Genomic DNA, 14062 nt, shown 5'->3' with positions numbered 1-14062 from the left:
TGCAAATGGTATTGCCACTTGCGCCGTCACACAGGCTCTGTGCGCCAGGTCAAGAGGGTGCGTGGATATCTGGGTGGGCTGCGGCAAAGGCGGGATGTTCGGCACAAGCGATCTCGGCGCTTAGACTGCGCGGCAAGTCCGATAAATCCACGTCCCAACGGCGCGCATTATACATTTGCGGGACCAGGCAAACATCGGCCAGTCCGGGCTTGGCCCCGGTGCAATAGGGCGCTTGTTCGAAGCCCTCGAGAAGCGCCTCAAAAGCCAGTAGGCCGGGGCGAATGAAATGGCGCATCCAGGTGCCGGGCATCCCGTCAGCACCATCACTCAGCGCGGCCGCATACTGCGCGACGGACAAATTGCAGACCGGATGCACATCGACCGCGATGGATTGCGCCAAAGCCAGCGCATGTGCCCGGGCCGCCGGTTCCGGAGGCAACAGTCCAAGGCCGCGCGTTTGGTCAAGATAGTCGATAATAGCCAGAGATTGCGTCAACCGCAGCCCGTCAATCTCGAGCACGGGGACCAACCCTTGTGGATTACGCGCCAAGTGGTTGCCGGACCTTTGTTCGCCCGCTGCCAGATCAATTGAAGCGGCGCGATAGCTGATCCCAGCCAGGTTCAGTGCGATGCGCACCCTGTAACTGGCCGAAGACCGCCAAAAGTCATACAGCACCACGCCGCTCATCATCGATCTCCTCAGTTCGTCAGGTGTCCTTCAGCGTGGCGGCTATCAGGGCGCTAGACAATACATTTGCGTTCCCAATGTGATTGGCCAGGACCAGAACCAGACGTGCATTCAGGGCGTCACTGTCGGCTTTGACCAGCCCATCATGCGCCGCCACCAGATCGGCATAGAAACCGTCGGCATTTTCCAGATTGGGGGAAAGGATCAGATTGGTCATTTCGCTCACTCCTTACCTGTTGCCCGGCGGATCGCCTGCCGGAATGCGTTTTCTTCGAACGTGTCGCGGCGCGCGGCGACGTGCTGGTCAGGTCGGATCAGATAAACCGCACCCGGGGCATCGCCCAGATACCTGCGCTTCAACTCCAAAGTCAGGTCATCCTTGACCGAGAGAGCCAGTCGCGTGGCCGTAACGCCGCCTTCTTCTAGACTGTCAGGAGCGTCCGCATCTATAGTCAACAAAGTGAATTTCCCGGCCAACTTGGGCAGCAGAAATTCCTCGCCCAAAGGCGCGTCCGGGCAGGCGGAACCGGGGCGCGTGATCTCTGGCCCGGTCAGAGCATCCGCAGAACTTAGCGATGATCCGGAATATGCGCATGGTGTGCTCAACCGGCCGGAATTGACCAGCGGGCGCGCAAATGCGTAGTGCTCGCTGAGGTCCAAAACCGCATCCCGCAAAAGACGCGACATATCGGATTTGGGCGTGATAAATTCCGTCGATAGGGTGGACATGCGAATGTTCTCATCCGCGGCTTCGACCCGTTCGCGGTTATAGCTTTCCAGCAAAAGCTCGGGGGCTTCGCCGTCTATAACCATCTTTAGTTTCCAGCACAGGTTGTCTGTGTCCTGCAGACCAGAGTTGGCCCCGCGCGCGCCAAAGGGGCTGACCTGATGAGCGCTGTCGCCCGCAAACAAAACGCGACCATGACGGAACCGCTCCATCCGACGGCATTGGAACGTGTAGATCGAGACCCATTCAAGTTCGAAATTGATCTCTTCGCCCAGCATCGCCTTGAGCCGGGGGATCACGTTTTCAGGTTGTTTTTCATGCTCGGGGTCGATGTCCCTGCCCAGTTGCAGGTCGATCCGCCACACGTTGTCGGGTTGTTTGTGCAGTAGGGCAGACTGTCCGCGATTGAACGGCGGGTCGAACCAGAACCAGCGTTCGGTCGGGAAGTCCGCCTGCATCACCACGTCAGCGATCAGAAAGTTGTCTTCGAATACGCGGCCTTCGAAATCCAGGCCGAGCATGCGGCGGGTAGGCGAGTTTGCACCGTCACAGGCAATCAGCCAATCCGCCTCAACGTTATAGGGGCCTTCGGGAGTTTCGACTTCAAGCTTGACGTGATCGTTGTGCGTACCGACGGCTTCGACCTTGTTCTGGCCGCGAATTTCAATCGGCGCGCCATCGGCCTGCAATTCCCGTACCCGTTCAACAAGCGCTTTTTCAAAATAGTATTGTTGCAGATTGATGAAGGCGGGGTGCGCATAGCCCGCGTCGGGTTGCAGGTGAAACTCATAGACCTGACGGTTGTCAAAAAAGACTTTGCCGGCATCCCACAGCACGCCTTTATCGACCAACTCACCCCCGGCGCCCAGACGGTCGGCGATTTCCAGAGAGCGCTGTGAAAAGCAGATCGCGCGGCTACCAAAGCTAACCTTGTCATTGTCGTCCAGCACGACGACAGGGACCCCTTTCTGGGCCAGGTCAATGGCTGCGGCCAATCCAACTGGACCGGCTCCGATTACGATAACCTTGTGTCTTACTGAGCTTGCCGCGTCTTGGTCCGGGCTGCGTTGATAGGCATAGAGCGGGACTTCGAAGATCTTGTTCATGGGTTCTCCCCCGATACTCAGGCGCCGTGGGCGCGCAAGGTCCTGCCCTCTGGCACGGGTGCGCTGGAAGGCCTCGGTCCATGATTCCACCTATTTCCTCTGCGCAAAACGATCTGGATCAAGTTTGCCCGACTTCTTCAGCCTTGCAGGGCCTCCCACATCTCAAGATCGCGCTGCGCGGTCCAGATGCGTGGCGTGCCGACGCCGCGCGCTTCGTCATAGGCGCGGGCGACATTGAAGGGCAGGCAGTGTTCATAGATCGCATAATCTGCGAATTTCGGATCGCATTCGGCGCGCACCGCGTCCCATGCCTCTTTCAGAGATCCGCCACGGGCTGCAACCTTTGCGGCGGGCCGATAGGTGCTTTCGACAAAGTCACGGGTGTTTTCGATCGCTGCATTGACCATGTCCTTGCCGACCAGGGCGTCTCCGCGACCCGGTGCGATGGCATCGACGTCGAACCACTTGATTTCATCTAGCGTATCACCCCAATCGCTGAAATGCCCGTCGCCGCAATAGCAGGCCGAGTGATATTCGACGATGTCACCGGTGAACATGACATTCTGATCGGGTACGTGAATGACGATATCACCTGCGGTGTGTGCGCGGCCCAAATGCATAAGATCGACCCGGCGATTGCCCAGGTAAACCGTCATCGTATCGCTGAATGTGGTGGTGGGCCAGGTCAGGCCGGGGATGCTTTCATGACCTTCGAACAGGCGGGGGAAACGCTGAAACTCACTGTCCCAGTCCTCTTGCCCGCGTTCAACGACCATGGCGCGCGCCATGTCGGACATGAGGATCTGTTGCGCACCAAAGGCGCTGGCCCCCAATACGCGGACTGCGTGGTAGTGGGTCAGCGCAACATGCGTGATCGGTTTGTCGGTGACGGACCGCACACATTCGATCACCTTGTTGGCCAGGCGCGGAGTCGCCTGCGCTTCGACGATCATCACGCTGTCATCGCCGATGATGACGCCGGAATTTGGATCGCCTTCGGCGGTGAAGGCATAAAGGCCCTCGCCGACCTCGGTGAAAGAGATCTTCTTTTCCGACATATCCCCCTGGGACGCGAATGCCTTAGCCATGATAAGCTCCTTATCGGGTGTACGGGTTTTTTAGGGCGGGCAGCACGGTCCCGACACAGTCGCCAAACCCGATGGTGTAGCCTTTGCCCTTGGCAGCACCTGTCAGGGTCAGTGTATCACCGTCCTCGATAAAAGTGCGGGTATCACCGGTATCCAGCGTCAGCGGTTCCTTTCCACCCCAGCTGAGTTCCAACAGCGAGCCCCGCTCTGGCTTTGTTGGACCGGAAATCGTGCCAGACCCAAGCAGGTCGCCCGTGTTCATCGGGCAGCCTGAGGTCGAATGGTGCGCCAGTTGTTGGGCGGCCGAGTAGTACATTTCGTTGTAGTTCGTCCGAGCAATGACTGTGGCGTCCTTGCCGTCGGGCTCCATCGTGACCTCAAGATCAATGTCATACAGCATCGGACCGCAGTCCTTGATGTGATCCAATAACTCGAATTCACGCGCAGGCGTGTCGCAGCGGAAGGGTTCCAGCGCCGCCTTTGTCACAATCCACGGGCTGATCGAAGTGGCTGTAGCTTTGGCTTGAAACGGCCCCAAGGGTTGATATTCCCAGGCCTGAATATCGCGTGCGGACCAATCGTTCAGCAGAACATAGCCAAAGATGTTGTCGTCGGCCTCCTGAACCGAGATGGGTCCGTCCGAGGGTGTACCGACAATCGCGCCCATCTCAAGCTCGATGTCAAAACGACGGCTGGGCAGAAAAGCGGGCATGTCATGATCGGGCGACTTGAGCTGACCCCAAGGCCGACGGATATCGGTGCCCGACACGACAACGGAAGAAGCCCGGCCGTTATACCCGATGGGGATATGCAACCAGTTCGGCGGAAGGGCATTTTCCGGTCCGCGGAACATGGTGCCAACGTTTTGCGCGTGGTGACGTCCGGCATAGAAATCGGTGTATTCGCTGACCGCAAAAGGCATGTGCATTTCGGCGTCGATCTGGGCAATAAGCAACGGTTCAACCTGCGCCTGTTCCTCTGCGCCTTCGGCCAACAATGCGGTCAGGCGGTTGCGCAATGCAGCCCAGACGGCAGGACCTTCCTCCATCAGCGGGTTCCAGAAAGGCAGATCGAAGAGCGGCTCGCCTGCCAGTTCGATCAGTCCCCCTGCCTCGGCTGCGGTGACGTCCAGAATCATGTCGCCAATCGCCACGCCGCACCGCGGATCACCTCCTTCGGTCGAGAAAACGCCGTATGGCAAGTTGTTCAGGGGAAACGGGTGATCAGCCTCATTGGCCGAGGCTACCCAGGATTTCATTAATGGCATGTATTCAAACCTCTTTTGGGTGTCACTTTTTGCCCGGCGTGCCGTCGAACTTTTTCTCAAGCGACGTCCAGCAGTCGATGTAATCATCCTGCAACGGGGCTTCGTTGGCTGCAAATGGTGTCAGATGCTGCGGGAAACGGGTTTCGAACATGAAGGACATCGTGTTGTCCAGCTTGTCTGGCCCGAGGTTCGCGTTTGATGCTTTTTCAAACGCTTCCCGATCCGGGCCATGCGGCAGCATCATGTTGTGCAGACTCATGCCGCCCGGAACAAACCCCTGCGGTTTGGCATCGTACTGGCCGTAAATGTTGCCCATCAACTCGGACATGATGTTCTTGTGATACCAGGGCGGGCGGAACGTATCCTCGGCCACCATCCAGCGTTCGCGGAACAGGACAAAATCGATGTTAGCCGTGCCCGGTTGCCCTGAGGGCGCGGTGAGGACAGTAAAGATCGACGGATCGGGATGGTCGAATAGAATTGCACCGACCGGACAGTAGGTGCGCAGGTCATATTTGTAGGGCGCGTAGTTCCCGTGCCACGCCACCACGTCCAGCGGGCTTTGGCCGATCTTTGTGGTATGGAACTGCCCGCACCATTTGACCGTCACGGTCGAAGGCACCTCGCGGTCTTCAAACGCCGCCACCGGAGCCTTGAAATCGCGTGGGTTGGCCATGCAATTGGCCCCAATTGGACCGCGGCCGGGCAATTCGAACTTCTGGCCGTAGTTCTCGCAGACAAATCCGCGCGCCGGGCCTTCCAGCACCTCGACACGGTACACGAGGCCACGGGGGAGAATGGCGATTTCCTTGGGTTCCAGATCAATGATTCCGAGTTCGGTCGCGAACCGCAGGCGACCTTCCTGTGGCACCACCAACATCTCGGAATCGGCCGAGAAGAAATAGTCATCCTCCATAGAGTCGGTGACCAGATAGATGTGGCTGGCCATGCCCACCTGCGTGTTCACATCCCCCGCCGTTGTCATGGTGCGCATACCGGTGAGCCATGTCAGCCCCTCATCGGAATGAGGCACTGCGTCCCAGCGGTATTGGCCAAGGCTGATCACGTCCGGGTCAACGCAGGGCGCGGATTTCCAATGTGGCAGTTCGATTTTTTCATAACGGTGCGAATGCTTGACCGACGGGCGAATGCGATAGCACCACGTGCGCTCGGGCGGATTGGCTGTAAAGGCCGTGCCGCTAAGCTGTTCACCATAAAGGCCGTAATTGCAACGCTGCGGGCTGTTCATGCCCTGCGGCAGCGCGCCGGGAAGGGCCTCGGTTTCAAAGTCGTTTCCAAAGCCGGGCATATAACCCGCATGCGTGCCAACGGATGTGCCGGCTTGCGTCATTTTGTGCGGATCCGTCGGATGGTTCATCCTGTGTTCCTCCAATTGCTGCTTGTCGAGTAATAGTTGATTTTGTAACTAACAAGCATGACTCAGGACAAATCTGCCAAAAAAGATGACTTTGATCTGCAGGAATTCCTGCCGTACCTGCTGAACCGTGCAGCCGAAGAAAGTTCGCTGGAGTTTCAGCAGGTCTATAAGGACCGTTACGGGATGCTTCGCACCGAATGGCGCGTCTTGTTTCACCTGGGAAATTACGGCGAGATGACTGCGAAAGAAATCGGTGAGCGCGCCAAAATCCACAAAACCAAGGTCAGCCGCGCAGTTTCGAAATTGGAACAGCGCCGATACTTAGCCCGTAATCGCGACACATCCGACCGCCGGGTTGAACAATTGACGCTGACATCCGCAGGTCAGACGGTTTACAGGGATTTGCGCCTGGTGGCCGAGGCCTATGATTCAAAGCTTGCCGGCCTGTTTTCGCGGGACGAAGCGGAACTGTTGCGCAAAATGCTTCGGCGTCTGGCGCATATGGATTGACCACTGGTAATTCACCGCCGCAATTCCCAGATGAAGCCCAGAACAAAAATGGGACAAAACATGACGACCTTGGATGCCGATACGGCAAAATCAAGCGATCTGATCAACTGGCTGGTGGCGCGCGGGCTTGAGGGTGTCGAAAAAGAAGAACTGCTGGAAGAGTACTGCAATCGCCTGGTGGAACTGGGCGTTCCGCTGATGCGATTTCACGCGGCCCAATCGACCCTGCACCCGATTTATGGCGGAACCGGCTATAGCTGGTATTACGGCCAGGGCGGGGAATATCAAAAGTTCGAATACTCTGAACAACCCAGCGATCAATGGCGTGCTAGCCCTCTGTTTGCTGTTCTGAACGAAGGCGAAAGCGTTGTGCACGAACGGTTGGTGGATCAGAACGAACCAAGCCGATTTCCCTTGCTGAATGAACTGCGCGAACATGGCGCCACTGAATATTACGCGACGGGTGTGTCCTTTGACATTCCGACTCACAATCAGCCGAAGGACGCCAAAAAGGCGGTGAACGGTGTATTGTTGTCCTGGACCTCAAACGCGCCCGAGGGGTTCAAGGACAGCGATCTGGCGTTGATCAATACAGCCCTGCCGCATCTCGGATTGGCTTTGAAATCTGCAAACAACCAGCGGATATCAAAGGACCTGATGCGCGTCTATTTGGGACGCGATGCCGGTCGGCGCGTCTTGTCCGGCGAGATCAGGCGCGGGTCGCTTCAGCAAATCGACGCAGTGATCTGGAACTTTGACCTTGAGGGGTTCACCAGCCTGTCCGAAGAGCTGCCGGGTGATGCCCTTATTGAGATGCTAAACGAGTATCTGGCCGCTGCGATAGACGTGGTCCACAAATGCGATGGAAGCATTCTCAAGTTCATGGGCGACGGGCTAATGGCCATGTTCGATGTGGGCGAGATCGATGCGGACGCGCGTGCGGCACTGGCTGCCGTCGGCGAATTGGAGGTATCGATGGCGAAACTGAACGCACAACGTTCTGCCGATGGCCTGCCTGTGTCGAACTATACGCTGGCGCTGCATGCAGGTGAGATTCTGTACGGCAATATCGGCTCTGAGAACCGCCTGGACTTCACCGTCATCGGCCCGACCGTCAACCAGACCGCGCGGATTGCCGGAATGCACCGGTCGCTGGGGCAACGGATCCTGATCTCGGACGATGTGGCAAAGGCTGCACGACCTGCCGCGTCAGAGCTGGTCTCTGTCGGTCGCTATATGCTGCGTGGAGTGCCGGAACCGAAAGAACTGTTTACGGTTTACAAGGCGAATGACGCACGGGATTGAGTTTGCGTTTCGTGGCCGAAATTAATTGCGGCTTGGGCCTATCCATTTGTGAACAGGCCCAAGCAATGGTTTCTGGCTCAGACGTGATCGTCCTTAACCAACGCGCCGCGCCCGTGGCCGGCCATACCCCCAGAGACTTCTTCTGTCGCCTCATCCGCGAGTGTCTCTGGCAGGATCAGGTTAAGCACAATAGCGATAAACGCTGCTGGAAGGATGCCTGACGCGCCCAGAACCCGTAGGGTGTCGGGCAGGTGCTGCAGCGCATTTGCCGATCCGGGTGTCACGTTCATGACTTCGAGTTGAAGCCCCAGACCAATCGAAAGCGAAACCGCAAAGATCACCATGTTGCGACGGTTCCATACAACATCCGACAGCATGGATACGCCTGCGGCGACAACCATGCCGAACATGACAATGACACCGCCGCCCAGCACTTCGATCGGAACCGTTCGGATCAACCCGCCGACCTTGGGCACCAGACCGCATACAATCAGGAAAATGGCACCAATAGTGACCACGTGGCGGCTCATGACGCCGGTCATAGCGATCAGACCGACATTCTGGCTGAACGATGTGTTCGGGAAGCCACCAAAGACACCAGCAATGGCAGAGCCGAAACCGTCAGCATATGTGGCGCCCTGTATCTCTTTGTCGGTCGCCTCACGACCTGCGCCACCTTTGGTGATCCCCGAGACATCGCCGACCGTTTCGACGGCGGACACAAAGGCCATGAGGCAGAAACCGATTACTGCGGCGAACGAGAACTCGAAGCCGTATTTGAAAGGCTGCGGCAGTGCAAAAGCTGCAGAGCGTTCCCATGAGCCTGAGATCACTTCGACCGGTAGTTTCCCTACCAGCAAGCAATAAACATAGCCCACTAAAATACCGACCAGGACGGCCGATACGGAAAGCATGCCACGCGCGAAGAACTTCAGCCCCAGCGTAACAAACACAACGATCAGCGCGGGTGTCCAGCTGGACAACGAGCCATAACTTTCAGCACCAGAAGCCTTGGCTGGGACACCTCCGGCCGCGTATTCGATGCCGACCTTTACCAGCGCAAGACCGATCATCGTCACAACCAATCCAGTGACCAGAGGCGGTAATGCAAAGCGTATCCTGCCGATCACCGTGCCCAACAGGGCATGAAACAATCCACCGATAATCACGCCCCCAAACAGGGCAGCAAGACCGTCCACGCCTTTTCCGGCAACCAGAGGGATCATGATCGGAATGAAGGCAAAGGATGTGCCCTGTACGATCGGAAGCGCTGCGCCAACCGGGCCAAGCGTTACCGTTTGCAACAGCGTGGCAACGCCAGCAAAAAGCATCGACATCTGGATCAGATACAGCAACTCGGGAAAGTCCGGGCTGTTTGAACCAAAACCAAAACCCGCCGCGCCGGCAACGATAATCGCCGGAGTAACGTTCGACACGAACATTGCAAGCACGTGCTGTATCCCCAGCGGTACGGCCCGATAAATGGCTGGAAAATAGTTTGGATCCCGAAGTTGCTCCGGCGTCCCAATGGATGAATCGGTCATGGCTGTCCTCCCGTCAACGCGCGTTTTGGCGTCCTGTCCTTTGATAGCCTGGTGTGGAATTCACATCCTGATCCATTCAAAGTTGTCTATTATTAGATCAAGCAGATAGCTGGGATTATCAAAAATACCAAAAAGGTGTTTTGGATGGTTGTATTTTAGTTAAAGAAACCAATGGCGGTCCAGAGTCAGCCTGAACGCGACGCTGAAGCTTCAGGCTGCCGGTATTGTCAAAACTCATTGCCCAAAAGGGCAGGGGCGCACACTCGATCTACAATTTTAGCGAGGTATGGTAGCGCTGGGGCTGGAATGTCCAAACGGGGGCGTTAGAAGTCGATCTCAACGCCCGGCAGGTTCAGCTCTTTCATCATGTCGCGCAGCTCTTGCCGTGCAGCGATGTTCGAAATGTTCAGCTGTTTAACCCCAATATCCTTGAGGTCCAGCAAGGTCAGGCCGCGTGGGAAAAGTTCGCGGAAGATAACCCGCTCGGAGAAACCCGAAGCGACGCGGAAGCCGATGCGCTGGGACAGCATCTCAATCGCGCGCTGCATCTTTTCCTTGTTGACCATGCGCTGGGTGCCGACGCGGTTGCGGACAACCACCCAGTCGATGGGCTTTAGTCCCGCCTGCGCGCGCAGTTGGCGCGCGTTCCACACCATTTCTGAATAGACTGACGGGCCCAGGATTTTTTCACCCTTCGAGTCGATCCGTGCCAGCAGGTCAAAGTCGATAAAGCTGTCATTCAGCGGCGTGATCAGCGTATCGGCCAGCGAATGTGCCACCTGACTTAGGCGGGTGTGCGATCCGGGACAATCGATCAGGATGAAATCGCTGTCGCTTTCCAGTTCGGACACCGCGGCGGACAAGCGGTGATCATAGATATTCTCGCCGGGCTTCAGTTTGGACGCATCAATCTCGGGCAGGTCATGATGGCGGGGGCCGGGCAGGGTCAGGTCCGCGTTTTTCAGAAAATTGCCGCGGTTCTCGAAGTACCGACCAAGGCTGCGCTGTCGAAGATCAAGGTCCAGTGTGCTGACCTTGTGACCCAATCGCGCCAGTGCGGTCGCTACATGCATCGACACGGTCGATTTGCCTGCGCCGCCCTTCTCGTTCCCCACTACGATAATATGTGCCATGCTTGTATTCCCACGTCCCGCCGTGCTTAACCACACGTTGTTACCGACCACTATATGTTGTGGAGGCCGGGAAGGGAAGAACCCCAAGCGCCCGCGCAGAGCAATATCAGGCTCTAATTTGGAAAACTCAACCGGCTGGGTCGGTTAGGACCCGCGCTTGCCAAAGCGAATAGGCTGTTTCACAGTTCAAATCAGGGTTTTGCAATAGGGGAACCGGTTGGACCATCTGTTTTTGAACGTTTTGAACGTGGTTCTGCCGGTGCTGATCTGCGCCGGAATCGGCTATGCCCTTGCCGCGATCAAGACACCGTTCGACAACAAAGTTATCGGTGGGATCGTTTCGCGCGTTGGGTACCCGACGCTGATCATCTCGCACCTGTCCACAACCAAGATCGCGGTAGGCACCTTTTTGGACGTCATGACGGCCGCAGCGCTGGCCATTGCGGGGTTCGGAGTGTTGGGATTTCTGGCACTTAAAACCATGCGTCTGCCGGTTCGGGCCTTTTTGACGCCGCTTATGCATGGGAACGTGGGCAATATCGGGTTGCCTATCGCCTTGCTTGCGTTGGGTGATGCGGGAATGGCCTATACAATGGGATTTGTCGTGGTGGTGCTGATCAGCATTTTCACCGTCGGTATGTGGATACCGGCGGGGGAGTTTTCACCCAGAAAGCTCGTCACGTCCCCGATCATTTATGCAGTGATCCTATCCCTGATCCTTATGGCGAGCGGATCAAGCTTGCCTCAACCGCTGGTAAAATCCTTTGACATTCTTGGGGGGCTGTCGATCCCACTGATGCTGCTGACATTGGGCCATACGCTGGCAACGTTGCGGATCAAAAGCCTGGGCCGGGCGGTGCTGTTGACCGTTCTGCATCTGGTCATGGCGATTGCAATCGCCAGCGCTTTGGTATGGGTTTTTGGTTTCACCGGGGCTGAGCGCGGCGCGGTGATCCTGTGTTGCCTGATGCCGTCCTCGGTTGCGACTTACCTGTTCATTGACCAGCACGTGCCGGAATACGGGCCGGATGTTGCTGGTTTCATTCTTGTGTCGACGCTGGCCACGATCATCGTCCTGCCGGTGGCTCTGTCTTACTGGATCTAAAGCCGACCCTATGCGCAGCGACAAAAATCGCTAAACTGCTGATTAATTGCATTTAAGAACAATGAGTTTTCGGGTGAAATTATGACCGACAAGACGCCTTCTGACCCAACGCACGAGGGGGGTGCCCGCGTTGTGCTGGCGATGACGGCTATCTGTATGATGGTTGTTGGGTTTAACACAACGGCTGTTGCGACCATCCTGCCCAACCTCAAGGCCGAGTTCGATTTGACGCCATCCGGTCTGCAATGGGTGATGGCCACCTATACCGTGGCCAGCGCCACGCTGGTCACAATAGTCAGCCGGTTGGGCGATATCACCGGCAAGATGGGCGTGTTCTTCGCTGGTATGATTGTCTTCGGAATTGGGTCCGCCTCGGTCCTGTTTGCGCAAGACGGCGCAATGCTTCTGTTTGGGCGCGGGGCGCAGGGTGCGGGTGCTGCGGCCCTGTTTGGAACATCTCTGTCATTGCTCACCGCCGCCACACCCGAAGAACAGCGTGCAGGTGTTACCGGCGCATGGGGTGCAATTGTCGGACTTGCCATTGGCGTCGGCCCGATCGTCGGCGGTGCCTTTGCCCACTATATCAGCTGGCGCGCGGTGTTTGCGACCGATCTGGTGTTGCTGGTGTTCGCCTTCCTGATTGGGCTGCATGTCAGCCGACGCGGGTACGTGCCGGACACGCGTCAGGCCGGGGCCAAGTTTGATTATCCGGGCGCTTTTGCGTTGCTGTTGTTCCTTGGCCCGCTGTCCTTTGCGCTCAGCAATGGGGAAAGCAGCGGGTGGGCAACGCCGATTACATTGATGCCGCTGGGTGTTGCGGCGGTTGCGACAATCATCCTTGTTATCGTGTCTCGCCGCAGCGACGATCCGTTGATCGAACTGCGATACTTCAAGCATCCGCGTTATTTCATGGCCGCCGTAGGCATGTTCTTCACCGGCTTCACGCTGTTCTGTTTCTTTGTGTATTTCAACACGTTCGTTCAATCCCCGGATGCCTTCGGTTATTCGCCCATCGGCGCAGGTTTAGCGATCATGCCGCTTAGCCTCAGCATGTTCGTGATCTCGGTCACTGCACCCCGGTTTCTGGCGCCCTACAGCTTTCAATGGCCGATCGCGATCGGCTTGGGGGCGATGGCCTGTGGGTTCTTGCTGTTGATGACAACTTCGAACTCCACCCTATATGCCGAGATCTGGTGGAAGCTGATGATCGTCGGCATTGGATTAGGTATCTGTTTTTCACTATTACCCCGGCTCGGTCTGCGCGTTTTGCCGGAAGAGCATGTGGGGCAGGGGTCCGGGGTGATTAACGCCTGCCTGTATTTTGGCGCGACACTAGGAGCCGTGGTCGGAGGTTTGGCCGAAGCTATAACGACCCGCAGAGGTATTTCCGAGGTCATGAATGCTTTGCCCACCGGGTCCGCCCAGCGAGATGATCTGGCCCATGCCCTGACCCATGGGACGCCGAGCCAAATCCAGCAACTGATCGCTAAAATGGATCCTGAAACTAGCAGCGCTTTGGCCAATGCCCTTCGGGACTTGCAGGACAACGCCTTTGACAGCGCGATGCTTGTTGCTGCGGCGGCGGCTCTAGTCGGGATGGCTTTGGCGCTGATGTTGCTTCGGGGCCCGGTTCCGCCCGTACACAGCGCAGCCGAGCTGACGCGTGCGAAGAGTTGAGTTCGCTTCAACTGTTGGCAATTCTTCTACTGGAAATCCGGCTGTGATAGTAGGTCTCCATGGTTGAGTTTGCATTACTCTCTCAAAAAACCTTGCGCCCTTTGGCGGCATTGTCTGTGCGCGAAAATCAGGCAGGGTTTGTCGCGACAAATCTAATGACGATGGCGCAGTCGATTTTCGAACCGGGGTCAGAAATCTATGGCATTTGGGATGGCGGCGATGCGGTGGGATTGCTTGCCATTATCGACATGGCACATCCCGATGCAGAATTGGATGACGAGGATGACCCGGATGGCGTCTATATCTGGCGGCTGATGGTCGATAAATCTCGTCAGGGCCGGGGCTATGGAATGGCCGCATTGGATTTTGCAAAATCCGTGGCTTTAAAAAAGGGTCGCTCTAACCTGGTGATCAGCGTCGTCGACGAACCCGGCAGTGCGCTGCCGCTTTATCAATCGTTCGGGTTTGCGCCGACTGGCCGGCTTGTCGATGGCGAGGTCGAGTTGATCATGCGGCTGGCTTAGCCACTTATTT

At 57.0% G+C, this 14062-nt stretch carries 13 protein-coding genes; 5 read left to right on the top strand and 8 right to left on the bottom strand.

Annotated elements, in window-relative coordinates:
- Nucleotides 1-49: 49 nt before the first annotated feature.
- The 6 genes from maiA to hmgA form a co-directional block, all read right to left on the bottom strand.
- Complete coding sequence (gene maiA, locus AC2FLJ_RS19760; RefSeq protein WP_496698467.1) at nt 50-688, bottom strand: maleylacetoacetate isomerase; 639 nt, start codon at nt 686-688, stop codon at nt 50-52.
- Between the two features lie 19 nt (nt 689-707).
- Nucleotides 708-905: a DUF2783 domain-containing protein gene (locus AC2FLJ_RS19755; protein ID WP_145975851.1), complete on the bottom strand. Its 198-nt coding sequence runs from the start codon at nt 903-905 to the stop codon at nt 708-710.
- 5 nt (nt 906-910) lie between these two features.
- Entirely contained in the window at nt 911-2521 is a 1611-nt protein-coding gene (locus AC2FLJ_RS19750) for an FAD-dependent oxidoreductase (protein WP_496707260.1), read from the bottom strand.
- Nucleotides 2522-2658: 137 nt separating this feature from the next.
- The gene (locus AC2FLJ_RS19745) at nt 2659-3609 is read right to left on the bottom strand and encodes an MBL fold metallo-hydrolase (protein WP_496698471.1); all 951 of its coding nucleotides are present in this window, start codon (nt 3607-3609) and stop codon (nt 2659-2661) included.
- Between the two features lie 10 nt (nt 3610-3619).
- Nucleotides 3620-4876 carry a fumarylacetoacetase gene (gene fahA, locus AC2FLJ_RS19740; protein ID WP_496707258.1) on the bottom strand — a complete coding sequence of 419 codons (1257 nt, stop codon included), beginning with the start codon at nt 4874-4876 and terminating at the stop codon, nt 3620-3622.
- Nucleotides 4877-4898: 22 nt separating this feature from the next.
- Nucleotides 4899-6254, bottom strand: a complete 1356-nt coding sequence (hmgA, locus tag AC2FLJ_RS19735; RefSeq protein ID WP_058278995.1) for a homogentisate 1,2-dioxygenase — start codon at nt 6252-6254, stop codon at nt 4899-4901.
- A gap of 57 nt (nt 6255-6311) precedes the next feature.
- Between hmgA and AC2FLJ_RS19730 the strand changes: the two genes are divergently transcribed.
- Complete coding sequence (locus tag AC2FLJ_RS19730; RefSeq protein WP_058273337.1) at nt 6312-6764, top strand: MarR family winged helix-turn-helix transcriptional regulator; 453 nt, start codon at nt 6312-6314, stop codon at nt 6762-6764.
- A gap of 60 nt (nt 6765-6824) precedes the next feature.
- Nucleotides 6825-8069: an adenylate/guanylate cyclase domain-containing protein gene (locus AC2FLJ_RS19725; protein WP_282120813.1), complete on the top strand. Its 1245-nt coding sequence runs from the start codon at nt 6825-6827 to the stop codon at nt 8067-8069.
- Nucleotides 8070-8146: 77 nt separating this feature from the next.
- Here the strand turns inward: AC2FLJ_RS19725 and AC2FLJ_RS19720 are convergent, their stop codons facing one another.
- Together AC2FLJ_RS19720 and AC2FLJ_RS19715 are read right to left on the bottom strand one after the other, a co-directional pair.
- The gene (locus AC2FLJ_RS19720; protein WP_496698477.1) at nt 8147-9613 is read right to left on the bottom strand and encodes a uracil-xanthine permease family protein; all 1467 of its coding nucleotides are present in this window, start codon (nt 9611-9613) and stop codon (nt 8147-8149) included.
- Between the two features lie 323 nt (nt 9614-9936).
- Nucleotides 9937-10746, bottom strand: a complete 810-nt coding sequence (locus AC2FLJ_RS19715; RefSeq protein ID WP_058273335.1) for a division plane positioning ATPase MipZ — start codon at nt 10744-10746, stop codon at nt 9937-9939.
- 217 nt (nt 10747-10963) lie between these two features.
- On the opposite strand from AC2FLJ_RS19715, the gene AC2FLJ_RS19710 reads away from it, so the two are divergent.
- The 3 genes from AC2FLJ_RS19710 to AC2FLJ_RS19700 all read left to right on the top strand — a co-directional run bounded on the left by AC2FLJ_RS19710 (nt 10964) and on the right by AC2FLJ_RS19700 (nt 14052).
- Complete coding sequence (locus AC2FLJ_RS19710) at nt 10964-11851, top strand: AEC family transporter (RefSeq protein WP_496707255.1); 888 nt, start codon at nt 10964-10966, stop codon at nt 11849-11851.
- 81 nt (nt 11852-11932) lie between these two features.
- A complete protein-coding gene (locus AC2FLJ_RS19705; protein ID WP_496707253.1) occupies nt 11933-13528 on the top strand; it encodes an MFS transporter in 1596 nt (531 codons plus the stop codon).
- A gap of 59 nt (nt 13529-13587) precedes the next feature.
- Complete coding sequence (locus tag AC2FLJ_RS19700; RefSeq protein ID WP_058273332.1) at nt 13588-14052, top strand: GNAT family N-acetyltransferase; 465 nt, start codon at nt 13588-13590, stop codon at nt 14050-14052.
- Nucleotides 14053-14062: the final 10 nt, after the last annotated feature.

The sequence above is a fragment of the Ruegeria sp. CDSA034 genome, assembly GCF_059612275.1.
Note: the sequence above shows the minus strand (reverse complement) of the source record. Positions and strands in the feature narration are given on the sequence as shown.

Excerpts from the sequence above, each read along its gene's own strand:
- maiA (WP_496698467.1), bottom strand. The coding sequence starts at position 688 with ATGAGCGGCGTGGTGCTGTATGACTTTTGGCGGTCTTCGGCCAGTTAC.
- AC2FLJ_RS19755 (WP_145975851.1), bottom strand. The coding sequence starts at position 905 with ATGACCAATCTGATCCTTTCCCCCAATCTGGAAAATGCCGACGGTTTC.
- AC2FLJ_RS19750 (WP_496707260.1), bottom strand. The coding sequence starts at position 2,521 with ATGAACAAGATCTTCGAAGTCCCGCTCTATGCCTATCAACGCAGCCCG.
- AC2FLJ_RS19745 (WP_496698471.1), bottom strand. The coding sequence starts at position 3,609 with ATGGCTAAGGCATTCGCGTCCCAGGGGGATATGTCGGAAAAGAAGATC.
- fahA (WP_496707258.1), bottom strand. The coding sequence starts at position 4,876 with ATGCCATTAATGAAATCCTGGGTAGCCTCGGCCAATGAGGCTGATCAC.
- hmgA (WP_058278995.1), bottom strand. The coding sequence starts at position 6,254 with ATGAACCATCCGACGGATCCGCACAAAATGACGCAAGCCGGCACATCC.
- AC2FLJ_RS19730 (WP_058273337.1), top strand. The coding sequence starts at position 6,312 with ATGACTCAGGACAAATCTGCCAAAAAAGATGACTTTGATCTGCAGGAA.
- AC2FLJ_RS19725 (WP_282120813.1), top strand. The coding sequence starts at position 6,825 with ATGACGACCTTGGATGCCGATACGGCAAAATCAAGCGATCTGATCAAC.
- AC2FLJ_RS19720 (WP_496698477.1), bottom strand. The coding sequence starts at position 9,613 with ATGACCGATTCATCCATTGGGACGCCGGAGCAACTTCGGGATCCAAAC.
- AC2FLJ_RS19715 (WP_058273335.1), bottom strand. The coding sequence starts at position 10,746 with ATGGCACATATTATCGTAGTGGGGAACGAGAAGGGCGGCGCAGGCAAA.
- AC2FLJ_RS19705 (WP_496707253.1), top strand. The coding sequence starts at position 11,933 with ATGACCGACAAGACGCCTTCTGACCCAACGCACGAGGGGGGTGCCCGC.
- AC2FLJ_RS19700 (WP_058273332.1), top strand. The coding sequence starts at position 13,588 with ATGGTTGAGTTTGCATTACTCTCTCAAAAAACCTTGCGCCCTTTGGCG.